Annotated in this window: 24 protein-coding genes; 14 read left to right on the top strand and 10 right to left on the bottom strand. The window is 39.8% G+C overall.

The annotated features are described in order from the left end of the window. Positions 1-6 precede the first annotated feature (6 nt). From J4N25_RS14160 to J4N25_RS14140, 5 genes are all read right to left on the bottom strand, one after another. On the bottom strand, positions 7-270 hold the full coding sequence (locus J4N25_RS14160; protein WP_207420322.1) for a DUF2024 family protein: 264 nt from the start codon (positions 268-270) through the stop codon (positions 7-9). Between the two features lie 57 nt (positions 271-327). Further along, positions 328-561 carry a thioredoxin family protein gene (locus J4N25_RS14155; protein ID WP_207420321.1) on the bottom strand — a complete coding sequence of 78 codons (234 nt, stop codon included), beginning with the start codon at positions 559-561 and terminating at the stop codon, positions 328-330. A gap of 186 nt (positions 562-747) precedes the next feature. Next, positions 748-1,140, bottom strand: a complete 393-nt coding sequence (locus J4N25_RS14150; RefSeq protein WP_242695748.1) for a response regulator — start codon at positions 1,138-1,140, stop codon at positions 748-750. Then, a complete protein-coding gene (locus J4N25_RS14145) occupies positions 1,127-3,331 on the bottom strand; it encodes a PAS domain-containing sensor histidine kinase (RefSeq protein WP_207420320.1) in 2,205 nt (734 codons plus the stop codon). Before J4N25_RS14145 ends, J4N25_RS14150 begins: the two co-directional genes overlap by 14 nt. 88 nt (positions 3,332-3,419) lie before the next feature. Further along, a complete protein-coding gene (locus J4N25_RS14140) occupies positions 3,420-4,559 on the bottom strand; it encodes a hypothetical protein (protein WP_207420319.1) in 1,140 nt (379 codons plus the stop codon). Between the two features lie 213 nt (positions 4,560-4,772). Between J4N25_RS14140 and J4N25_RS14135 the strand changes: the two genes are divergently transcribed. Beyond that, the gene (locus J4N25_RS14135; protein WP_207420318.1) at positions 4,773-5,297 is read left to right on the top strand and encodes a DUF6933 domain-containing protein; all 525 of its coding nucleotides are present in this window, start codon (positions 4,773-4,775) and stop codon (positions 5,295-5,297) included. Between the two features lie 71 nt (positions 5,298-5,368). Continuing rightward, a complete protein-coding gene (locus J4N25_RS27160; protein WP_207420317.1) occupies positions 5,369-5,947 on the top strand; it encodes a YdeI/OmpD-associated family protein in 579 nt (192 codons plus the stop codon). A 27-nt stretch (positions 5,948-5,974) separates the two neighbouring features. Here J4N25_RS27160 and J4N25_RS14125 read toward each other — a convergent pair whose 3' ends face one another. Further along, entirely contained in the window at positions 5,975-8,491 is a 2,517-nt protein-coding gene (locus tag J4N25_RS14125) for a pectinesterase (protein ID WP_207420316.1), read from the bottom strand. A gap of 60 nt (positions 8,492-8,551) precedes the next feature. On the opposite strand from J4N25_RS14125, the gene J4N25_RS27155 reads away from it, so the two are divergent. The 4 genes from J4N25_RS27155 to J4N25_RS14105 are packed head-to-tail and all read left to right on the top strand — an operon-like array spanning position 8,552 to position 11,959. Further along, positions 8,552-9,166: a TetR/AcrR family transcriptional regulator gene (locus J4N25_RS27155; protein WP_207420315.1), complete on the top strand. Its 615-nt coding sequence runs from the start codon at positions 8,552-8,554 to the stop codon at positions 9,164-9,166. A 56-nt stretch (positions 9,167-9,222) separates the two neighbouring features. Then, positions 9,223-10,353, top strand: coding sequence for an MBL fold metallo-hydrolase (locus J4N25_RS14115; protein ID WP_207420314.1), 1,131 nt, complete (start codon positions 9,223-9,225; stop codon positions 10,351-10,353). A gap of 57 nt (positions 10,354-10,410) precedes the next feature. Next, entirely contained in the window at positions 10,411-11,712 is a 1,302-nt protein-coding gene (locus J4N25_RS14110; protein ID WP_207420313.1) for a DEAD/DEAH box helicase, read from the top strand. Between the two features lie 34 nt (positions 11,713-11,746). Further along, positions 11,747-11,959: a DUF1456 family protein gene (locus J4N25_RS14105; protein WP_242695747.1), complete on the top strand. Its 213-nt coding sequence runs from the start codon at positions 11,747-11,749 to the stop codon at positions 11,957-11,959. Positions 11,960-11,985: 26 nt separating this feature from the next. Here the strand turns inward: J4N25_RS14105 and map are convergent, their stop codons facing one another. Beyond that, the gene (map, locus tag J4N25_RS14100; protein ID WP_207420311.1) at positions 11,986-12,750 is read right to left on the bottom strand and encodes a type I methionyl aminopeptidase; all 765 of its coding nucleotides are present in this window, start codon (positions 12,748-12,750) and stop codon (positions 11,986-11,988) included. Positions 12,751-13,099: 349 nt separating this feature from the next. Between map and J4N25_RS14095 the strand changes: the two genes are divergently transcribed. From J4N25_RS14095 to J4N25_RS14070, 6 genes are all read left to right on the top strand, one after another. Next, positions 13,100-13,672: a GrpB family protein gene (locus tag J4N25_RS14095; protein WP_207420310.1), complete on the top strand. Its 573-nt coding sequence runs from the start codon at positions 13,100-13,102 to the stop codon at positions 13,670-13,672. Positions 13,673-13,714: 42 nt separating this feature from the next. Continuing rightward, positions 13,715-14,164, top strand: coding sequence for a GNAT family N-acetyltransferase (locus J4N25_RS14090; RefSeq protein WP_207420309.1), 450 nt, complete (start codon positions 13,715-13,717; stop codon positions 14,162-14,164). Positions 14,165-14,310: 146 nt separating this feature from the next. Next, positions 14,311-14,748, top strand: coding sequence for an EamA family transporter (locus J4N25_RS14085; RefSeq protein ID WP_207420308.1), 438 nt, complete (start codon positions 14,311-14,313; stop codon positions 14,746-14,748). 209 nt (positions 14,749-14,957) lie between these two features. After that, positions 14,958-15,656 (top strand): DUF4595 domain-containing protein, encoded by a 699-nt coding sequence (locus tag J4N25_RS14080; RefSeq protein ID WP_207420307.1) that lies wholly within the window; start codon positions 14,958-14,960, stop codon positions 15,654-15,656. Between the two features lie 196 nt (positions 15,657-15,852). Then, positions 15,853-16,197, top strand: a complete 345-nt coding sequence (locus J4N25_RS14075; protein WP_207420306.1) for a hypothetical protein — start codon at positions 15,853-15,855, stop codon at positions 16,195-16,197. A gap of 106 nt (positions 16,198-16,303) precedes the next feature. Next, a complete protein-coding gene (locus J4N25_RS14070; protein WP_207420305.1) occupies positions 16,304-16,483 on the top strand; it encodes a hypothetical protein in 180 nt (59 codons plus the stop codon). Between the two features lie 85 nt (positions 16,484-16,568). On the opposite strand, the gene J4N25_RS14065 is transcribed toward J4N25_RS14070, so the two are convergent. The 3 genes from J4N25_RS14065 to J4N25_RS14055 are packed head-to-tail and all read right to left on the bottom strand — an operon-like array spanning position 16,569 to position 19,718. Beyond that, positions 16,569-18,074, bottom strand: coding sequence for a hypothetical protein (locus J4N25_RS14065; RefSeq protein ID WP_207420304.1), 1,506 nt, complete (start codon positions 18,072-18,074; stop codon positions 16,569-16,571). Positions 18,075-18,119: 45 nt separating this feature from the next. Further along, positions 18,120-19,055 carry a hypothetical protein gene (locus J4N25_RS14060; protein WP_207420303.1) on the bottom strand — a complete coding sequence of 312 codons (936 nt, stop codon included), beginning with the start codon at positions 19,053-19,055 and terminating at the stop codon, positions 18,120-18,122. A gap of 30 nt (positions 19,056-19,085) precedes the next feature. After that, positions 19,086-19,718, bottom strand: coding sequence for a hypothetical protein (locus J4N25_RS14055; protein WP_207420302.1), 633 nt, complete (start codon positions 19,716-19,718; stop codon positions 19,086-19,088). 325 nt (positions 19,719-20,043) lie between these two features. On the opposite strand from J4N25_RS14055, the gene J4N25_RS14050 reads away from it, so the two are divergent. Next, positions 20,044-22,566: an XrtN-dependent VIT domain-containing protein gene (locus J4N25_RS14050; RefSeq protein WP_207420301.1), complete on the top strand. Its 2,523-nt coding sequence runs from the start codon at positions 20,044-20,046 to the stop codon at positions 22,564-22,566. Then, positions 22,566-23,888 carry an exosortase N gene (xrtN, locus tag J4N25_RS14045; RefSeq protein WP_207420300.1) on the top strand — a complete coding sequence of 441 codons (1,323 nt, stop codon included), beginning with the start codon at positions 22,566-22,568 and terminating at the stop codon, positions 23,886-23,888. Before J4N25_RS14050 ends, xrtN begins: the two co-directional genes overlap by 1 nt. Positions 23,889-23,916 lie beyond the last annotated feature (28 nt).

The raw sequence follows: 23,916 nt of genomic DNA, 5'->3' as shown, positions 1-23,916 counted from the left end.
TTATTATTAATTGCAACCTTCCATCTCAATAATATAAAAGCCCTGCTTGTCAATAGCATCCACCATTTCTTCTGAAGCTATTTCCTGGTGGCAGTACTGACATTCCTTTGAGCTTAGGGCTTGCCCTTCCTGCCCCTTAGTAGTGAGGTACTGCTTACCCATCTCATAGATTAGAGCATCGTTGGTAATATCTGAGGGTACAAGAATGTCAAAGTGCATTGTTTGTCCATCTTTTTTTTGAACGTAGGTGTCCCAGACTGAAATTTTCATTTGATGATTTTAAATTTAAGCCAGCAGAAGGATACTGCTGGCGATTAGGTAAAACACTTAACCTTTTACGTCTTCTAAAGATGCTCCGTAATTGATGTGTAAAACATTCCCATTCGGAGTTACCAGAGCTGGTACAGATTTTATTCCAGCTTTTTCAGCCTCAGTGATACGAGTTTGATCGTCTCCAAGGTGAACCACTTCCACATTCGACTCACCTATCAGATTAATAATATCTTGCTCTGCGCTTACACATACCGGGCAACCAGCATGATAGAAAATTGATTTTGCCATTTTTTATTTGTTTGAGTTTTGACCTTATTGTCAATACAAACTTAGGCAGACAAATGAACAGCTGGGTGATCCAGTTTTATCGTTTTCCGGGGCAAACTGGTTAGGAAGGACTTCTTTGACAATGTCACCAGCAACAGGAACTCCGCCTATTTTCATAGGAAATAGGCGGTTTTATAAAAATTCAACTTAATGCTTTACTGTTTTTAATAAAGTCTCCATTTTGGCGAAAAGTTGATTCATTTCGAACGGCTTTGCAAGGAAATCATCCGCCCCTGCATTCCTTGCCGAGCCTTCAATATCACGGCTGGCTGAGATCATTAAGACAGGTAATTCTTTGGTTTTTTCATCTGCCTTTAAAGCTTTGCAGATATCTATCCCGTCCTGCCCAGACATCCAAATGTCAAGGAGTAGTAGATCTGGTAATTCTTGTTTAACCGCCTCGAGTGTATTTATTGAAGACAAGAGAACATCATAACCACGGTATTCCAACATGATCGAAACCGAATCCAGTATACCTGGATCATCATCCGCAATCATAATTCTTATATTACTATTATTCATTTCATTATTTATTTTCATTGGTATTGTGGGCAGGTATTGAAAAGCAAAAGGTAGAACCCTTTCCTTCCGCACTGGTTACCCAAATTTCTCCACCTTCGCGTTTTACGATCTCAGACGAAATAAAAAGACCTAAGCCCAAGCCTGGAAATGTGTGTTGTTCGTCGCCGCTAACACGGTAGAATTGTTCAAATACCCGGTCTTTTTTCTCTTTTGGTATTCCTATTCCGAAATCCTGAACACAAAGGCGAACCTTATTATTATCAAGTCTGCTATAGACCTCAATTCTATCAGCATTTGGTGAATACTTAATGGCATTGGTTATCAAATTAGTTACCACCTGCCCTATTCGTTCTTTATCGGCATATACTGCTCCAGTTTCTTCAAGGTGAGTAACGATCTGGTGCTTTGGACTAGTACGCGCTAAATCTTCCACTAGTTCCTCTACCATCTGGTTGAAGTCGAACTCCTGGTCATTAAACTGTAACTTGCCTGTCTGGATCTTGGTCACATCTAATAAGTCGCCAATAAGGTTTATTAAACGATTTACCTGTACATCCATCCTCTTTACCATATCAGCCTTCTTGAGATCTCCACTATCTCGTAACATGGATTCAAGTACCTGCGTGTATGCTTTGATACTTGTGACAGGAGTTTTTAGTTCGTGACTTGCAATCCCCAGAAATTGGTCCTTTTGTTCCTGAAGCTGTTTCAATTCCGTAATATCCACACAAGCACCAACATAACCCAAAAACTCTCCCTTTGCTGAATAGTGGGGATTTCCTGTTCTTATAATCCAGCGTGTAGTGGAGCCATTCGAGATACGAAACTGGCTTTGATGAAAGCTACGCCTTTCAAAATCCTCCCTGAATTTGGACTCAGCTGAGGCTCTGTCTGATAAAATAACCGTATCGCAAACCAATTCCCCTACTTGCTGATCAAAAGTTTTACCTGTCCATTCTTCCCAGATCCTATTTACATAGGTAAGTTTTTGTTCTGTATCGCACATCCACAAACCAGCAGGTGCAGCTGTGGTAATTTCGCGGAAAAGCCTTTCACTATCAGCAAGGGCCTGTTGGGCCGCTAGTTCAGGACGCATATCCCGCATTAGTGCTCCTACGGCAAGCATTTTACCTGTTTTAGGATCATCAATTCTGATAGATTTATTGAATACGGGGAACTCCTCTCCCGTTTGCAAGTGCCGGACAATCATCTGTCCCTCCCAGCGACCAAAATTTTCAAGGGCTGGTAACACTTTCTGACTTACTTCAAGAAAATGTTCAGCGCTGTGGAGGTTTGAGATTGGTGTAGACACAACTTGCTCGTCGGACTCAAAACCCAACATTTCCCGTCCGGCTTTATTTAGATACGAATTATACCCCGTAGGTTCCAGGACCGACATCAAATCGCCACTATTCTCAACCAGAGTTAGCAATTTCTGCTGCTCCTTCCTTGCGGCCAAAGTAGGCCTTAGATCCCGGGTAACAGAAGCCATTCCGATTGCTTCTCCGCTTACCGGGTCGACTATTACAAAAGCGTTAAGATCACAAAGGATTGCCTCTCCGGTTTTAAAATGCTTGTAGTTTATCTCTCCTCGCCACATCCCCCTCGATTTCATTGAGGCTTGCATTTCCAAACGCAACTTTGAATGTTCCTCTTCCAGGAGATATTCACCTGCTGGGCGGTAACACTCCTCGGGGCTTGATGCGCCCATAAGCATTTGTCCTGCCTTGTTTAGATAGATAACATTTCCCTCCATATCAGTGATCCCAATGAGGTCGCTACTATTTTCAACCAAGGCAATCAGCCGGCGATGATCATTCATTGCAGGATTGTATTCTTGTTTAGGCTGGCTGGCCTTACTCAGCACCTGCAAAACACCATACACTGTTCCATCTTCAAGCTTTAATGGCCTATTTTGTACATTGAGGTAAAGGTGACGTGTACTATCACCTTCCTTAATCTCTAATGCTATTGCTTCTTGTTTAAGTTCTTTACCCGTTTCCATTGCTGCATGTAAAGAACTTTCTACCTGGTCGCTGCTGCTTCCAGCAAAGAGGTCAATAAAATTTGAGCCCTCCCATGAATACTTAAGGTCTAATAGGTCTTTTGCCTCACCACTTATTAACTCTATTTTTAAGTCGGTGCCAGTATAAACAATAAAAGGAAGTGGTAACTGGTTGATAATTGAATTAAAGCTTTCGATGTCCAAAGTCTAAAAATAAGTGCCTCCTAATTTACGTGTTTTAACATGATTCGAGAAATCTTGGATAAAGAGTCAAATCAGAACAAACTTTTAACTAATGGTAAGCTATGTACCCTATTCTTGACATCGATAACCCTGATTTGTCCGGCACGGTCAGCTTTCCATTCTTCCAGTAAACCCCAAAGTCATTAGCAAGCCCACTTAAATAAATATCCCCGTCATATTTATACACTTTCGTGGGAGTATAGGTAGTATTTGATTCAGGTGCTTCTAATGTCGATTTAACCACTGTGGGTACAGCCGGTCTTACATCAATAGTTAGGCAAGCAACATCTCTTGCACTCTTCTTGGCAGCCACATAAAACCTGCCATCCTCGTAAAGGCCACTTGCCGAACTTATACTTGCTGTTTCAGCACCGAAGGCAGGTGTATAATTATCAGTTTGAAAAGACCGCTGCACTATTGGATCATTCTTGCTTAGCTTCAAATAATAGTAGTCTAGCGACTGATCCGCGGCTGCCAGCAAGTGGCATACATTATTTTCAATATATGCTGAACCCACTATAAGATTGTTCCAAAAATACTCTTCTTCATTAAGAGGAATATCGTAGGTCGCATAAACTACATCATTCTTTAAATGCTTGATTGTTGTTTTCCCTTCAGTAACCTGATCACTATATACCTGAGTAATTGTAAGGACATTTATGTCGGTGCCATTAGCTTGAATATACACTGGAATTCCATGAGCCCCAGCATTGACAGAACTTTTAATGATTTCATTCCCTCCATCAGTAATTCGATAGTAATAATAGTTGTTTAGATTAGAGGCAAGAATAAAGATGCCATTACTTTGAGGATCAACAGATATACCTAAAATTCTTTCCTGTTGTACCGGAGAAAGGATTATTTCAGAAAGGATCATTTTAGAGGATCCTTTCCACATTACTATTTTTGATGATGCAGGAGAATGGATATCCTCAATTCCCACGTAGATTAATTTTCCGTTCATCTTATGGCTGAAGTACATCTTATAATGGGCATTATTTAGAATAGGCAGAAAGTCAAGCTGCCGGCTTTCAGTCCAGAGGGAGGGTATAGAATTGCTGTTGTTAGTGGTTTGGGCCCAGCCCAATACTTTAAGTTCTTTAACATCGTCATCTTTAACATTGTCTTTATCTTTTTTACAGGATGTGAAAGCTATCAGATAGATAAATAGAAGAAAATAGTATCTCATCAATTTTAATTTACTCTATGACGAGGGGAAATTCAATAACGATACAAGTAGTAGTTTTTGCCTCTATTATATTTACCCTGAAGCTGACATTATATATTCTAATTAATCCTTTCGTTACTCGACCGCGAACAATTGCAGCTTTCTGTTTGTTTAATTTTGCTGGTAATAAACCAACAAATATCTTTACGAACCTTTATAGTACTTATCAAGATAATGACAACGATCTATTGTTCCGGCAAACTAGCGGATTTCTTAGGAAAAGAAAAGCTCTCTACCCCTCCCGAGGTAAATGAAGCTCAATTTGGAAATTGGAACGGTCATCTCTTTTATTATCAAAGGAAGAAGTATTTAATGTTTGTCAATAGTAAAACTTATTATGCTGTACTTATTCCTCCCATTAAAAAAGCGGATTTAAAGAACCTGGAAAATATATTTCTTCAAAGACTTTTAGAGCAATTAGTTTTTGATAAAATTATTTATGAAGACTCTTCCCTTGTTATCTTAAGCCGACTACTTCCTTTAACTTTCTCCAAAACGAATAACGATAAAAAAGCAATTGGTACGCTGAACGAGTTTATATTCCAATTTAAAGGGCAATTGGAATATTCGGATGAAGATCAACCCGATCTACCAGTTTTAAATAGCAGACTTAATCAGATACCTGTTGGGGCGGGAAGATCAGGTAAACGAGCATATGGTTGGCCCATTGAAGATATGAAAGCCATGGTAAATCTATAGTGCTTTATATTCTAAAATCTAATTTTCCTGATTGCCGGCAGAATGCATCAATAAAATTCCATTATATTCAAGTGAAGGAAACTCCCGTCGAAACTTTTTATCCGGCCAGCAGACAGGAATGGCGAGAGTGGTTAAAAGAAAATCATAAATCAAAAGAGGCTGTATGGATATTGCAGTATAGAAAAAATACAAATAAGCCGAGCATTTCATGGAGTGAAGCGGTTGACGAAGCACTTTGCTTCGGCTGGATAGACAGTATTAGGAAATCAATCGATAAGGAAAGTTTTATTCAATTTTTCTGCCCTCGAAAGGCACGAAGTGCATGGTCTAAAATCAATAAAGCTAAGGTTGAGCAATTGATTAATGAAGGTTTAATGACCGAAGCTGGCTACAAAGCGATCGAAACTGCAAAAGAGAATGGATCCTGGACCATTCTGGACGAAGTTGAAGAATTGCTAATTCCCGCTGAATTAGAACGTCAATTTGAAAGTAACCCAGGATCAAAGGAGTATTTTATTACCTTGAGCAAGTCTGTCAGGAAAATGATCCTGCAATGGGTTGCAGTAGCCAAAAGGCCAGAAACCCGCGAAAAGCGAGTCAGAGAAGTAGCCGAGCTTGCTGCAAAGAAACAAAGACCGAAGCAGTTTTAGTTAAGGTATTTTAATGATTTCCTCTCTTCAGTCCTTGTAAGTCACCTCCAGACCTTCAAGCATTATCCTGCTGGCTCCTCCAGTACTGCCAGTATGTTGAACACCAAAGCCACCAAATTCATTCGGTTCAACCTTTGCTTCAAGACTTACGCTATGTGCAAGGCCTGCTTCTTTTTGACCCTGCTGCTGTGGACTGCTGGTGCTTACTCTTGCGCTAAGGATGTCGCCGCCAGTGCTAAGTTCCACCTTGCATCCGGGTAAAAAAACCGAGGAGTATTGACTGTCTGAGATGGCGGTACCTACCCCCTTACTGAACTTATATAGTGTAAACTGTACGCCGTTACCAAATTTTGGTGTACGTTCAATTCGTAGTCCGTATCCGCTCTGGCTTTTCGTGTCGTATTTAGTATAAATATCCAGGTACTGTCCGGTTGCGCTGCCAAATCCCTGTCCTGCAGCTTTATGTGGACTTAATTTCAAAATCAGGGTCATATCTTTAAGTCTTCCCGACTGCGTATAAAGTAGACGAGCTCCCCTGCCTACCGTCATCAAACCTTCCCGGCCGGCGGCGGCATCCATTCCTGGACCATACTCCCATCCGTTCCCTTCATCTGGTGTCCAGACAAATTCTTTACTTAAATCTGTTGGACGATATGTGTCTACAGTCCAAAAACCCTCCTTAATCACAGAGTTCCTCGAAGTAGGAAGATTTTTAAAGTCAGTAGTGATAGAAGAAGTCAGAATATCTTTTGCACTGATTTTTCGGCTTTGCACAAAAACAGGCTTCCCTGTTTTGCTGGTGTTATGTTTAGGATAAATCACAGCATTCAGGTAATAACCAATATCACCAGCAGAAAGGGAATAATTCTTCAAAGGAGCTGTAGATGTACTTACTCCAACCTTAATTGAATCAATAGCATTTTTGCCAGAGCTTCTATACCAGGTGATTAGGGAATTATCTCTACGGTTATTTAAATTTAAATCATAACTAAGAGAAAGTATCCCGGCTTCCGGACCTTTGATCTCCGGTTTCTTTTTGAAAGACGGCGCTTCCTGTGCAATTCCGCTTATATCAAAATAAACCAATGCTTGAATTCCCTGCTCGGTTTCCGCTTTTACGAAGGCCCGCCGGGTACTGTCGCTGCTGTTTGTTGCGGCCACGGTAATGGTACCGTTTATATTTTGCCGCAGCGATAACAGCTTTGAATCGCTAACTGTCCACTTCAAAGTGGTGTTCTTCCTTACTCGTTCCGGATAGATGTTGTAGGATAAGGTGGCTTGTTCTTTATCTGCACCTTTTAACTTAGCCTTATCTGTTGTTAGCTCCATACGGAATGGAATATCTTTGAAATCCGACAAACGATCCTTCTGACCGGCGGGATCCCAGTCGTCATTTCCTCTCAATAAATTGTAAATATTGTACTCCTCACCCACCTTAAAAGCAGCCAGACTACCTCCTTTTAATTGAACAGAAAGTTCGGGTTTAGAAGGACTTATTTGAACGATCTTCCCGTTAAGGGTATTATTGTAAACATAATGCCTTACGTGATCCTGAGTAACATCTGTCCACCCTAATGCAGTGGCATTCCCTTCAAACCTCGCATCAATTACTGCAAAAACATTATTATTCTTTGCAAAGTAGATAGTTGAGTTAGCCCCGGGATCGCGTAATACTGTTTCAAACCTACAGCCGAGATAGGCCTGAAGGACACGCGACCCTCCCCAGGAAGGATGATTTGCATAGAACCGGAAACTGCATCTGTCAAATACACTATAATCTCCTGAGCCAACCGCATCATCTGTACATTGTAAGAAGCAATTTTTATAGTAAGTGCGATGAGGTTGATTACCGGCCGCGAAAGTATTAAGATAGCTGATGAATCTGCAATTGTCAAATATCCATTTATCCATCTTACCGTTATGAGCCTTAGTTAATACCTGGGCCTGAGTAATAGTAGATTGACGCTTGGGAAGGTTCTTAGAAGGATCTAAAGGGTAAACCAGATCCTCATTACAGTAATTGCCGAAAGTAATGTTATAAGCCTTAAAGCCGTCTCCTACACCAAGGGTATTCCAATTTCCTATTGCCCCAGCCATTTGTCCCCTGTTGCCTGCGATAATTGTATGCTCAGGATTTTTCGATAAGCCAATCAAGGTAATATTAGACTGAGGAATAATAAGGCCTATCAATTTATTCTCCCTGTTGTCGCCCTTTGGGTCATCCGTCCAATACACGTCTGGCTCCATATAGATCACTGTAGGCCGCTCTTCGGTTCCGTCCTTCGCAAACTTGACAACATCCTGTAAGGTTCGAAAAGCAAAAAGACCTAACTGCGATTCATTAAGCTTTGGATTTAGATATAAAGCCCGCTCATTCAAGTGAATAGTTCTTCCCTGATATTTAATTGTTTTAATAACATCGTTAAATGAGGAATTACCCGGCCGGAAATTTGCTACTTGCCGGGATTTAGCGGCAGAACCGCTTATTGGGCCAGTCACTAAGGCAAATACTGTTATTGCAAGGGTATAGAAACTTAGGTTCATACTTGAAATTGGATTTATAAAGCTATGAACTAAACTACACAATATCCAAATGTAGTGTGAGTGTTACTTAATGCTATTGAATTTGGAATATCCATTCCAAGTTATACCTTTGTCGCAGTGGATAAGAAGGAACAAATCATTATAGCTGCAATGCGTTTACTTACAGAACGCGGGGTGCAGGCAACGCCAATGTCGGCTATCGCCAAAGCTGCCAATACTGGTATGGGTACTATTTACAACTATTTTGCAACTAAAGAGGATTTAATAAATGAGATCTACCTTTATATTAAGCGATCTAAAATCCATTTGATAGCTGAAACGGTGAATAACCAAACTTCATTAAAAGCACGGTTTTTCAACTTTTACGGAGGCTTGGTAAACTTTTATTTTAATTACCCGGATTGTTTTGCTTTTATGGATCAGTTCCATAGCTCCCCGCTAATAACAGAGAATACACGAAAAGCAGGTCAGCAAGATTTTATGGATGTGATTGATCTGTTACAACAAGGCCAAAAGGACGGAATAATCAAAGATATGGACCTGAATGCCTTACTTCATTTCCTTGCCGGTACTATCACTACTTATGTAAGATGGATGCAGAGCGAGGGAAAGAAAAATGACCCGACACATTTACAAAGACAATTGCGGTTGGTGTGGGATGCTATAAAAGAATAAAAATTTTTAGTAACAAATGGAATGAACATTCAGTCCAAAGGTTATAGTAGTAATAGATGAAACGATTTCTTAATATATTAAAATACGGTATGATCACCCTGATATCTCTGGCAGTTTTACTTGCACTTGCAACATTTATATTTCTTCAGCAACCTCAATTTGGAAAGGCAGCTTCAGGTAAACGTCTCGAGCGAATGAAACAGTCGAAACATTTTAGAGACGGAGTATTTCATAATTTTAGTCATACCCCGACGCTTACAGAAGGCTATTCAATGACGTCTGTAATGTTTGACTTTTTCTTCAAGTCGAATCCCCGCCAAAAACCTGCTAAACCTTTACCCTATGTAAAAACAGACCTTAAAAGTCTACCTGTTGATAGTAATGTAGTAGTTTGGTTTGGTCACTCTTCGTACTATATGCAATTAGATGGTTTAAAGATCCTCGTCGACCCGGTATTTAGCGGTAATGCCTCTCCTGTTCCCTCTACAACACGTGCATTTGACGGAGCAAATACTTACGGGGTTAATGATTTTCAAGAGATTGACGTACTTCTTATAAGTCACGATCACTATGATCATCTCGACTACCTAACCATCAAAGATCTTAAAGGCAAAGTAAAAAAGGTGATCTGTGGTTTAGGAGTTGGGGAGCATTTTGAACACTGGGGTTACGCTCCCGAAATTATTTCTGAGCACGACTGGAATGAAACCATCACACTAAACGATAAGTTCAAAGTTCATACCCTACCGGCCCGGCATTTTAGTGGTCGAACCTTCAAAAGGAACAATACTCTTTGGATGTCATATCTACTTGAAACCTCAAATACGAAAGTTTTTGTTGGAGGCGATAGTGGTTACGATACTCATTTTGCGGCTATCGGCAGACGTTTCGGCGACATTGATCTCGCCATACTGGAAAACGGACAATACAACCTGGCTTGGCATGCGATCCACTGCCTTCCGGAAGAAGTAGTGAAAGCAGGTAAAGACCTGAATGCGAAACGTATTATGCCGGTTCACTCCAGTAAGTTCTCGCTGGCCCTGCATAGTTGGGATGGGCCACTTATAGAGGTTTCGCGTATTGCTAAAGCTCAAGATATTCCTCTGGTAACTCCCTTAATTGGCGAAGTTGTGTGGATGGATAATGAAAAGCAGGTATTTAAGGAATGGTGGAAGGAGCTGAAATAAAACTGTGGAAACCAAGTAAGTTAAAAATAAAGCTATCTTTATCCGAATCCCAAATTAATGATCAAGCAAGCCCTCGAAAATCTTAAAATAAATGCACTGAATGAAATCCAACAAGCATCTCTTAGTGCAGCCAAAAAGAGCGATATAGTCCTGCTTGCTCCAACAGGATCCGGCAAAACCCTGGGCTTCCTGTTGCCATTACTTGGCTTGTTAGATAGCAATATAAAAACAGTTCAGTGCTTAATTCTGGTACCGTCACGCGAATTAGCTTTACAGATCGAGCAAGTTTTCAGAACCATTGGTAGTGGATTTAAAGTGAACTGCTGCTATGGTGGGCATTCCGTAAAAATTGAGCGGAACAATTTTACTGAGCCCCCAGCGGTATTGATTGGAACGCCTGGACGAATTGCTCATCACCTCCGCAGAAAGAGTTTTGATAGCACTGCAGTTCATACCTTAATTCTTGATGAATTCGATAAAGCTTTGGAATATGGTTTCCAGGAGGATATGGAGTTCATTATCCGGCAAATGCCTGCTGTTACTAAGCGTATGCTAACTTCGGCTACCCAAATGGACCAGATACCAGCCTTTACAGGGATAAAGGATCCTGCAGTTCTTGATTACCTTGGTAATGTCGCTGCAACGCCCGATTTATTGCAAAAGGTAGTGATATGCGAAGCTGAGGATAAACTTGAAGCGCTCTTCGGTTTAATATGCAAGATAGGCAACCATTCAACATTGGTTTTCTGTAACCACCGCGAGGCCGTAGAACGGATCAGCGAATTGCTCTGGAATATGGGCTTGCCTCATGGAATCTTCCATGGCGGGATGGAACAGGATGACCGGGAGCGTGCATTACTAAAATTTAGGAATGGAAGTCACAAGATACTCATAACTACCGATCTGGCATCCCGCGGATTAGATATTCCTGAGATCGAGAATGTGGTGCATTATCAATTACCGCATAACGAAGAGGCCTTCACCCACCGCAATGGACGTACAGCACGTATGCATGCAAAAGGAACTTCTTATCTCCTATTGACTAAGGACGAGAACCCGGTTTACCTCAACGAACTGCCCGAACCTGAACAATTACCTAAGCGGCCAATAGTGCCACAACCTTCCGAGTGGGCAACCCTATATATCGCTGCAGGAAAGAAAGATAAAATAAATAAGATCGATATTGTAGGTCTGCTGGCAAAGAAAGGTGGTCTTGAAAGAGATGAAATTGGGTTGATAGAGGTGCTCGATTATTCTTCCTATGTTGCCGTAAAACGCAGCTTAATTGAAAAGACCGCGCAGCTACTTAAGACTGAAAAGATCAAAAACAAGAAAGTTAAAATAGAGGTTTCCATCTAATTCAAGCATGTAAGCGATGACCAATAATGATATAATGAAGAAGCTTCGGGTAGCTATGAAATTTACGGATGATGATATTATCAACGTTTTAAAACTAGTAGACTTCCGGATCACCAAAACAGAACTTAGTGCTATTTTTCGCAGTGAAGATCACCCCAACTTTAAACCTTGTGGCGATCAGATTTTGCGAAATTTTTTAAATGGGCTTATAATTCATAACAGAGGACCGAAACCAGCGAAGGATTAAGGTATCCCTGCTGGTTCTCCAGGTCACTAACTCCAGATCTCATTTTTTTCCGTTAATATAATTGGCTTACCTTCTGTTACCATAATGGTATGCTCGTGCTGTGCCATATAGCCTCCTTTGTTTCCAACCATAGTCCAGCCGTCACTTAGAGTTTCGGCAATTGTTGACGTTGTCGATATGAAGGTTTCTATTGCCACCACGCTGTTCTTTTTGAACCTGGTCTGGTTAAAGCGGTCTTTATAATTAGCTATTTCATTTGGTTCTTCGTGAAGGCTTCTCCCTACTCCATGACCCGTTAAATTCTTAATAACTTTATAGCCGCGTTTCTTTGCTTCAGTTTCAATTAATAAGCCAACATCAGAAATTTTAACCCCTCCTCTAATACTGTTGATCGCTAATCGTAAAATTTGTTTTGAAGCTTCAACTAGTTTTTGATGTTGCTTTAGATCCTCACCAAGAATAAAAGAAGCTCCATTATCCGAGTAAAAGCCGTCAAGTTCAGCTGAAACATCGATGTTGATTAAATCCCCTTTCTGAAGTATCCTCTTTTCGGATGGGATACCATGGCAAAATTCGTTGTCGACACTAATGCATGTCCAGCCTGGAAATTTATAAGCCATGAATGGAGCAGAATTAGCGCCAAAATCTTTAAGAATACCCGCCCCAAAATCATCAAGCTGCTTTGTTGTGATACCCGGCTGCGCGTATTTTATCATTTCTTTTAAAGCGCAAGCCACTGCATCACTTGCCTTTTTCATACCCTCCATCTCTGTTTCATTCGTAATTAACATACCTGTTATATCTTTTAATGTTATCTTTTATTCTTTACCGACTACACGCATTTCCTCGTATTTAGAACGTTGTAGCTAACGTCAAAATCGCGCTAATGTAACAGAAAGCAGTGAAATATCGATATAGGATACAAAAAGTGTTCATGAGTTAAATGGTCGACAGACCGCCACAGAACAGCTTTATTTTATGTGTTACATTTAACTGTTACGTTCAAATTTCCTTAATCTGATTATTCTCAAGTGATTTCATTTTTTCACATTTGAATTATTCTTGAAGGAGATATAAGTAATAGACCAGCTTGTAAGTCTAAGCTCTGGTTCACTTTAAGAAAATATGTAGTAATTACCAATGATAGAAATAGTACCACACAAACCTCAATGGAAAGTTGAGTTTGAAAAACTAGGTAGCCGGCTTAAAGATACCCTAACCGGTTCGATTAAAGGAATTCATCACATAGGCTCTACCGCCGTTAGTGAACTTGGCGCGAAGGATGTCATCGATATTCAGGTGACACTGGCTAAATTTGATCCAAAGATCATAAAAGAACTGGAAATGCTTGGTTTCCACAATCTGGAGCATATCAATAGTGATCACCTGCCAGCGGGGGCCGCGCACCTTCCAGCATCAGAACTGCAGAAATGGTTCTTTCAAATGCTTGAGCCTGCAGTTAACCTACATGTAAGAATATCTGGAAGATACAATCAACGCTATGCCTTGCTTTGTCGCGATTACCTGCGAAATGATGATTTTGCAGCAAAGGCCTACGAGGCGGTAAAGATTAGTTTAGCAAGGTATTTCCCTCATGATATGAAAGCCTATTACGATATTAAGGATCCTGTTTTTGATGTTTTAATGGCAGGTGCAGAGCACTGGGCAGCTTCAGTGAATTGGAAGATCCCTCCTTCTGATATAATGATATAGATTCAACTTGACCCTTAAGCATTATTATAACTCATAGAAAACATGACCAAAGGTGGAATAAGCAAAGCTAGTGCTTGCGATTACAATGAATTAACTGAAGTTTGGGAAGCCTCGGTAAGAGCAACTCATGATTTCATTACAGAAAAAGATATTCTCTTTTTCAAGCCATTGATTCTTAACGAGTACTTAGTACAATTAAGGCTTTATTATGTAAAGAATTACGATAACGAAATACAAGGATTTATTGGTTTTTCAGAAGATAAAGTTGAGATGCTATTTGTGAAGCCTAAGTTTTTTGGGAAAGGAATTGGTAAAGCTTTACTAAGTTTCGCTATTGACTTTCATGGTGTGAAGAAAGTAGATGTAAATGAACAGAATCTTGGGGCTATTGCCTTTTACCATAAGATGGGTTTTCAAGTGTATGACCGGGTTGAAGTGGACGGACTTGGAAAACCCTACCCTCTTTTATTAATGGAGTTATCACTCAATTGATGTTTGAAAATTATAATCACCGCCTTTCATAATCCCCAGTAGAAAATGAAACTTTCGCAAACTAAAGAACTAAACTGAGGTTAAGAGAGCTGATATACAAAAACACCAAAGATTGGCTTTTTTGCCATTTTTTTAAGAAGGGATATATGGGTCAATCGTGGATATTGTTCGCTCTTTTAGCAGCTTTCTCAGCTGCAATTACAATTGTACTTACTAAGGCGGGTTTGAAGAATGTAGACTCAAGTCTTGCTTTTGCCATCCAGGCGGTGCTGATCCTGACTATTACCTGGGGAGTAGTAGCATTTCAGGGAAACATCGGAATGCTTAAGGACATTGACAAAAAAGCCTGGATGTTCCTGGTAGCCGCAGGAATAGCAACAACTTTGTCGACTTTGTTTTCCTATTATGCGCTCAAATCAGGTAAAGCTTCTTATGTAACTGCTCTTGAAAGGCTATCCCTGGTATTCGCAATCATTTTCTCAGTCATCTTTCTCCGCGAAAAATTGACCTGGCAACTGGTTACCGGTGTTGCATTAATGCTTGGCGGAGCCATTCTAGTTGCATTGGGTCAGCAATCTTCATAAATTCTACGATTACACGTTTTCCTATTAATTGTTCCAGCAGGATAAAGAATTACGAGCATGTCGGCTGTGTCCTTAGGACCAGCTATATAAGTAATTTAAATAGGCCTTGAAGCTGTTTGAAGGCTAAAAAAAGATATTTTGGATAGGCGAACACTGAGAAAAGGTCACCTCTTCTTGACTGGGATCTATTAATTATTTAGGTTTGGGTGATGAAACTCTTAAACCTTTGCCTAATCCTATTTGTTTTTTTGTCGGCCTGTAAGAAAGATAAACCTGAATTTGAAGGATGTGCGGCAGTTTCTATGCAAACAGATGTTCTAAGTGACACCAAGCTCGAAACTTATTATTATGATGAGCATAAAAAGCTTAAAAGAGTGCGGTTTTCTAATGGAGAAATAAGTATAAGTTATAATCAGAACTCTATTGAAACGAGACTTTCTACCAATATTGTTTTCACATCTAAACTTGATAATCGCGGTAGAATAATATCAGACGAGAGCAACACAGGGGCGCTCTATACATATGAATATAGTCCTGATAGTTATTTGGTAAAGGAAGTTATGAATGATGGAAAGAACTATCAAATCCTAAACTATACCTGGATTAATGGTAATATGATCGAAAAAAATCGTAATTATGGTTATGCTGTTGGTGTACCAGAACAAGTAATGTACTCCAACAAAGCTTACCAGCAATTACCAAATGGACTTGTATATAATCTATTGGAAGTTGTAAATCCTTATTTGCTTGATTATTATGGTAAAATGCCAGCAAACTTACCAACAGAAATTAAATATGGGGACTTCCCTGGAAATCATCCTTATGAGTTTCAAATGGACGACCAAGGCCGAATAGTTAGTGCGGAAAATGGGGGCTACAGTTTCGCTTTGAATTATGAATGCCACTGATCTATTGCCTTTTCCAAAATGCCTTCATGAAAAAAATATTATCATCCTTTTCTTTTACGAGCTTAGTATAACAAAAATAAATTAACTTTTTATGGGTTTCAAAATCACGTGCATCTCCTTTAAATACTGCCTCCTATTTTTATTTCTTCTTACCACTAAAATTGCCAGCTCGTGTAAATGCGTGGCTTTAGGTAAGATGGACGATAAACAATTCAGTCAGTACGATCTGATCATTAAAGGCAAGATCCTTAAGGTTGATACCGATGGCATGAAAAAGAAGATCACAGTTAAAGTCATTAATTACTTTAAAGGCAATAGGCAATCTGGGCCTGTTATAGTATCAACACCGGCAGAGTCGGCTGCTTGCGGCATCTCCCCAAAGGAAGGGGAAAAATGGTTGATCTTTGCTAATGGCACTGACGAAAATTACACTACCAGCATGTGTACCAGATCTAAGGCTATTAGTTCAAAGGCGGAAAACTATAACAAAGAAGAAGCTCGCGATGATGTTAAGTTTCTAAAGAAGAAAAAAAGTAAATGAGTAATTGAAGAATGATACTTGCCTTTGACAGCTATTACTATGAAAGTAAAGCCGGACTGTTTGTCTATGTTTTAATACCTGGGAAGATCAGGAACCGGTAGACACATTGATCGAGGTTCTAGATTGTGATCAAGAGTATATCCCCGGAGAGTTTTACAAACGCGAACTACCCGGCATCTTAAGCTTGCTTGACAAAATTAATTTTGAACTTATACAAGCCATCATCATTGATGGCTTCGTTATACTCAACGATGAGGGTAAGCCAGGATTAGGCGGCTATCTGTGACACTCCTAATCACTGATGCAAAATCAAATAGAGCCTATTTAGATGGTGCATCTTTATAGGCTCTATTTCATTATTAGTTTAATAATTACCAGTTGATCTGGTACATATGCACATCGTATTTAAACTTCGCACTAAAAGACATTTTAATATCTTTAACTGGAAGAATCAGATATTTATCAGTAATAACCATTTCGCTTAGCTCGGCAACATCACCTTTACCAGCCTTATCCGGCTCAATTAATTTAAGGTCTTCCACTTTCCCTGTGGTGGCGTTGATCTTAGCTACACTAAACTTCGCCCTCCAATCGTCAGAAGCGAACAAATACCAGGCATTATCCTTATAATATGAGGTAAACGAAGGTCTGGGAACATTTTCGTAAGATCTTGGAATTGCAGAAACAGACTTTTCTACTAAATTATCATCGAGATTATAGATAAGCATTCCATTTGCATTGTACGTTGCTGGCAAACGGCTTCCTGGGCTAGACGGCACATAGTGAACATCTCCAAGGGCAACCAAATACTTATCTTCCGAAAACATTACACCCAAAACTTCAACACCTGTAGCACTTCCAAGCTCCAGATCAGCAAATTGTTTATTTATAGGAGTGTAAGATTTTTCAAACGCCTTCAGATCAGCTTTTCTGAAACTTTTCTTAAAGCGGTTGTGCTGATTAGTTCCGAAGTCATATTTATTGAATATGCAGATAAACTCATCATCGTTTTTGAATGCTCCTGAAAGGTATACCCTATTATTGTGTAGAGTATCGGTAATAAGAGATAAATAGTCGTTCAATTTCGCTGTACCCAGAAAGCCAGCCGAATGGTTGAACGGCTCTACTACTGTGGCGGTTGCTTTATCTTTTCCTGCTTCGTACTTAGCGATAGTTACCCCTTTTTTATCCTCCGCAACAGCAACATACAGATCATTATTGTTGGTAGTTGCTGCACCTACAAAATCCCCTTTAGGCAATACCGGGAAAACCTTATCAGTAATTTCCAGATTACTGTTAAAAGTTGAAACACTAAAAGACCTTATGATATTTGCATTATTATCCATTTTCTTTGCCACAAGGATTGCTCCAATTGCTCCGGGAGCCACCTTTACGTTTCGCTTTACGCTGGTTTCGCGTGCAAACAAGGAAAACGTTTTTTTACCTTTGGAAACAGCAAAATCGGAGATGGTAACATAATCATTATTACCATTATAAATGACCTTTTCGGCTATAATCCTACCATCCTTTGGATTCAAGACAGCAGCCTTATATGTACTATTATTTCCACCTACCATTGCTGCAAAATCAGTGCTCACCACAATCAGGATCTTATCCTCTAAACTGGCACCGAACATCAAAGATCCATCTATTGTCTGTTCCCAGTTCTTTTTCATTCCGGGTGTGGAGTTAACGATTTTCACCTGCTTATCATTTTCGCTCGACAGAAGTATTACCTGTCCCCCGTGAATAAAGCTTTTTACATGTGTGCTTCCAGTGAAGAAATCAGGTGTTCTGGTTTGGGTTTGAGCCATTAGACCAGTAGTGGAGCACAATAGGAACCCAGAGAATAGTACTCTAAAAAATTGTCTTTTCATTTTTATGAATAAAGTATTTTGGTTTTATAATAAGGTAAAGACTGGCTACTTCCAGTCTGTATACAACACATCCCTGTTGTTAAAATCATCCCGGTTCGTACTTTTATCAATCAGATCAGCAAAATTCCTCGCGCTTAAAAGGAAAACATCAGAGCTGGAGGACTTATATCCGCAGACCATGAAGTTCAGTTTGCTGTTATACCTCGGGCTTGAGTATTTTGACGAAAACCTCATTTCGAAATCAGGATAGTTTTTTAAACCTGTAAAGATGCCCAACTTGCCAAAACTGCGGTCGCTCTCATTATCCTTGTATCCTACTACCAAATCGAAGTCGTTTGCGGAGAAAGCAGCATAACTAAGACGTTCATTATGTTCAGCGGTATAAACCACATCTGGTCTGCCATCTGCGCGTTTGATAACAAGTTTGTAAGGATCTGGGCTAAAAGGGTGATAAGCCGTAAACACGTAGGCAAAATCTCCTCTTGAAGAAACCGTCGCAGAAAGTACCTGAGGACTAGTGGCCCAATTTATGCCAGGATAGGTGATTGCAGGAAGGTTCATTGACGGACCGAAGTAGGAAATTGTATTGTTATTGAGAATATAGAGAGTGGCGTCATCTGCACTCCAGTCAAAACCTTTAACGTTTGAATATTGACTTAGTTCGGCAAGCTGAGCGCCTTTATCATCAACAATAACAATGGTGCTACCATTAAGAAATGCAAATTTTTTATGATTATGAGACATGCTTAACATTCGCTTGTTTACGTTCGGAGTTTGGGTGATGCGAATTGGCGATTGTTCAATAGAAGGGAAATAATAAATATCTTGGTTATAGATGACGGCGACATGGTTCATCATAGGATTTCGGGCAGAGATCAGCGAATCTATAGCCGATTTTGGCACCCAGGGATTTTCGCCCTTCTTGCAGGCCACGAAACAAGACAATAGAAAAATAATGCAAAGGTTGCGAAAGAGTTTCATTACAAAGATCAAAGGATTGGTTAACTAGATTTAGAATTTGTAAGCAATAGCAAGTCCACTAGACCAGGTACGGTTAAAAGTACCAATTCTGTTATCCTGAAATGCAGGAGTTCTTGCATCATTTTTACCTGTGGGCGCGAAAGCATTATACTTAGCCTGAAGGTTTAGCTGCAGATGATCAGACAGATCAAATGAAAAACCTGATTTTGCCGCGAGGTAAACGTTTGTATCACCGATATCAGAGCTTGATCCTCCCCCATTCGATTCCGTTGTGTAGTGAGAAAAATAGGCACCAAAATTGAAGCCAAGCCCTAGTTTTAGTCTTTCTGCCAAATTTAAATTTCTCATCCACCCCATGTATGCAGAAAATATCTTGTAATCTGAATACACAGTAGTCCCATAACCTTGATCCGAATTGGTGAGAAAATAAAAGATTTCTTCCTTTGGTGTAAAAGTGTTGGTTCCGATGGTGAAATTGATAGTGTTGTCCTTCTCATAGGAATACCAGAGCAGATCTAAGTGATAGGCTTTTGTCGGTTTAAAAGTATAGGCGAAATCGCCAACAGGTGTGTCGTAGTCTGCTCCAACCTGGAGGCCATACGATTGTGATTTTGCGTGGAATGCTGAAAATATCAGGCACGCAACCAAAAAGGGTTTAATCATAATAAGGTTAATAAATTACTCATCATTCTGCTACAGGGAGCAGTGCGCGCAAAACTAAAAATTCCCAGCGAAATCCAAAATGATATTTATTACAGATTTACCACTGTCTTTCCATCATTCCGCAACCTACCTTTAGTTAAATTAGGATAAGTTCAAGAAAGAACTTTGTAAATTAGTTATAAATAATCCCTCCTCCCCTATTGCAATTAAGCCTTATTCTACTTTACTTTGTATTTCAAAGTTCTTTAACGATTGGCGGAGGTCAATTTTTTTTACCCTTTAACTTTGAATAACAAAGTACTTTAAATAAAACACAAATTATAAAATGAAGAAATTAATAACCAACCTTCAGCAAGACCTAATCACAAGTACAGGTATTTGGATGATCATTTTCTCCAGTCTGATCTTGCTTGCAAGCACACTAATTGAGATGAAAAACCCGGAGGGCCACCATGGAATGTTTTTCCTTAGTTATGTTATCACCGTCATTTACACTATCATTGTTTTTGGTACCGCCCTAAACCGATATCGCTGGAAGCTTTCCAAAAGTAAAATAGAGTATACCGTCCTAATGCTTATTTTATGGTTTGTAAGTGCGTTCGTATTGAACAAGGTTATGAATGTATTTGATGACTCCGTTTTATGGCTGGTCGTCTTGCTTGTATTGAGCTGTATTGCGCTAATAGCTGCACTGTTCCTTGATCTCCAGCCCAGCCTGCTAAAACATCTTAACCATTTTGTGCTCGGGATAGCACTTATCCTCTTCTCCTATTTCGCATTCTCCCTTATACCATTATACTTAATAAGCGTTCCTGCATCTATCGGACTGGGGATTTCGCTTCACTCTTTTATTCCCCTGTGCCTTACCATTGTTACTCTCACCATCTGCTGCCGCAATGTTAAAAGGGATAGAAAAATAATCTATTCTATAGCAGCCGGGCTCATTTTTTCTATTTCGGTGATTGCCATCTTCACTTATAACTGGTTTTCTATTAATAACACCATCAGCAAGGTATCCAACCGGAATATACTTGCAGAAGGCAAACTGCCAAATTGGGTAGTGATAAGCCAAAGTATTCCAAAAGGGTTAATTACAGAACGTAACCTGAAGTCTGACCTTGTTTACCGCACAATTGATATGGATGGATCTTGGTTATGGGGTGGCTTTATGAACAAGACATTCGACGAGAAGCAGCAGCATGATCCTTTGGTTGTTTTGGCAAGTCTTTTCGCAGGAAAATCTCAGCTTGATCAAAAAGAACGTATCAAAATACTTGAATCGCTATATGACGCCAGACATCAGGCTCAGGAAAGATTATGGAGTGGCGACAAGCTTGAAACACGTAATGTAATTTCTAACGTAAGGCTTATTCCAGAATATCGAATAGCATATACCGAGAAGATCCTCACCATTACGAATAGATCTACTTCAATGTGGAACAGAAATCAGGAAGCAGTCTACACCTTTCATCTGCCAGAAGGAGCAGTTGTAAGTTCACTTTCCCTTTGGATTGCGGGTAAAGAAGAGAAAGGCTACCTTACAACTAAAGCTAAAGCTGATTCGGCCTACCGGCAAATTGTAGGGGTAGAACAACATGACCCTTCAGTAATTCACTGGCAGGAAGGAAACACTGTTAGTGTGCGGGTCTTTCCATGTTCCATCGAAGAAGACCGGAAGTTCAAGATTGGAGTTACAAGTCCGTTGAAAAAGGCCGGGTCAGAACTCGTTTATGAAAATATCTACTTTGACGGCCCATCTGCGTCAGATGCCACTGAAACCCTGCGAATAAGTTCTTCTAAACCCTTACCTGAACCACTTATTCCTGATGGCTCCGAGTTGGTTTCAAAAAATGCCTATCAGCTGGACAGAGATTATAAACCTGACTGGATCCTTCAATTCCCTGCATCTCCCTTATCTTCTCAAGGATTCTCATTTAACAACAAGGCATACCAGATATCTGAAGCAAAAGTGAATCAATATTCCTTTTCACCTAAGCATATTTATCTCGATATCAACGGTTCATGGAGTAAAAAAGAATATTTGGAATTATGGGAACATATCAAGATGAGAAAAGTATATGTATTCGATGAGAAACTATTGCAACTGGATGAAAGTAATGTAGACCTTGAGTTCCAGCGTTTATCAAAGCTTAACTTTAGTCTCTTTCCGCTGTACAAAATTGATGATCCTAAAACGTCATTACTGATATCAAAAGGTAACGGTCCTTCACCTAATTTAAGCGATCTTAAGGACTCTGAATTTGCACGTAAGATGGGAAAATATCTGTCATCGTCCGGGAAGATCCATCTTTACGCTCTTGAAGGGCAGATTTCTCCTTATTTAAAGACCTTAAAAGAGTTGAGAGTATTCGATTTTCATGCTGGGCAGCTTACCGATCTGTTGAACAACGTAAGCACCAACACATTTGAAAGCACTGCTGAAGATTCAACTTCAACTACCATTGACCCAGCGAAAATAAGCATTCGTCAAACTTCGGGCAATTTGAAGAGTAATGCACCCGATCACCTACTCCGCTTATATGCCTATAATCATATTATGAAAGAAGTAGCAGGAGGCTATTTTAAAAATGATTTTATTCAACCAGAAACTATTGCTGAAGCAGAGCAAGCTAATATCGTAACGCCTGTATCAAGCCTGATCGTGCTGGAGACCCAAAAAGACTATGAACGGTTTGGAATAGAAGAAAGTAAAAATAGTTTAAAAAATGCCTCTATGAAGTCTTCAGGAGCAGTACCCGAGCCTCATGAGTGGATGCTAATTTTAATTACAGGGGCAGTTGTAATTTACTTTCTCCGAAATAGACAGCAAACGAAATCTGTAGCTTAATGAGCGCTCAATCCATTGCACTTCGATCAAGGCCTTTTACATTCCCTGGCTTGGTGGTCTTTTGCTACCTCGCAATAAGCATTTTTGCACTTCGAAGGTACTTCATCTTTGATGCAATATCTGTTTGCGGCTTCTTATTACTGCCCTTAATTGCCAGACTAAATCAAGGCTCCTCATCCCTACGATTCCTTCCTATTTCGGTACTAACAGCCGCTTTGGCTATTTTCTTCCCTGTTAATACCTGCCTGTTTCTCGCGGCTTTGTTCGCGCTGATATTTTTTATAGAAACTTACCTGGGAAAGATCAATTTGGCAACTATCCTCACATTGCTTATCGTTTCCCCAGTCTTCAAGGTTGTCATGAACACCTTCGGTTTCCCTCTACGGTTATGGATAAGTGGCCTTGCGGCAAAGGTGATTAACGCCAGCGGTATACAAGCAATTGCAGAAGGTAATACTTTAATCGTTAATGGAAATAGTTTTATAGTCGAGCAGGCGTGTGCCGGACTGAGCATGCTAAATGTCTCACTGATAATCTGCCTTTTTCTTATTTCTCACTGGGAAAACACCATGTATCAGCGAATCAAGAACTGGCAAGTCTTCTCTCTGTTATTCGTCTGTATTTTACTGAATCTAATCGGTAATCTCATTCGTATCCTTTTCCTGGTTCTATTGAAAATAGAGCCAGAGAATTTTTTGCATGATTTAACCGGCATAGTCTGCTTAGTTGTTTATTCCGTCTTTCCATTAATGTTTATGGTAAAACGGCTTGTTGGAAGTACAGGGGTACCTGTTATTAATGCCATTCCTCAAAACAATCCCGTTCGTCTACTGCACCTCGTCCACTGCGTACTTTTTTCCGTTGTTTTATACGTATCACTGAATTTAAATAGCTTAGACAAGATGAATAACAGGGCGACAAATATTCAGCTCAGCGGATATAAAAGGGAAATTATGGATAACAAAATTGTAAAGTTCAGCAATAACAAGGCACTTCTCTATTTCAAACCTAGTGCTTTTTATGCACCAGATCATGATCCCAAAATATGTTGGAAAGGAAGTGGGTACAAGTTTAGCTCGGTTAAAGAAACGAATTTTCCCAACTACAAAGTTTATACAGGCACCTTAATCAAAGGCAAAGAGAAGTTATATACCGCCTGGTGGTATAGCAGTGATAAAACACAAACAGTAAATCAATTGGAGTGGCGATGGAAGGCCTGCGTTTCTAATGAGGGATTTTACCTTATTAACGCAACTGCAAATTCGGAAGAAGACTTAATGAAATTGGTAAAAGAGCTTATTAGAAGAGGCGTTGACGATTAGTGGTCTAAGAATTGTAATTCTAGTATCA

Source organism: Desertivirga brevis (assembly GCF_017355835.1).
The sequence above is the reverse complement of the archived record's forward strand: the minus strand, read 5'-3'. Positions and strand labels throughout refer to the sequence as shown.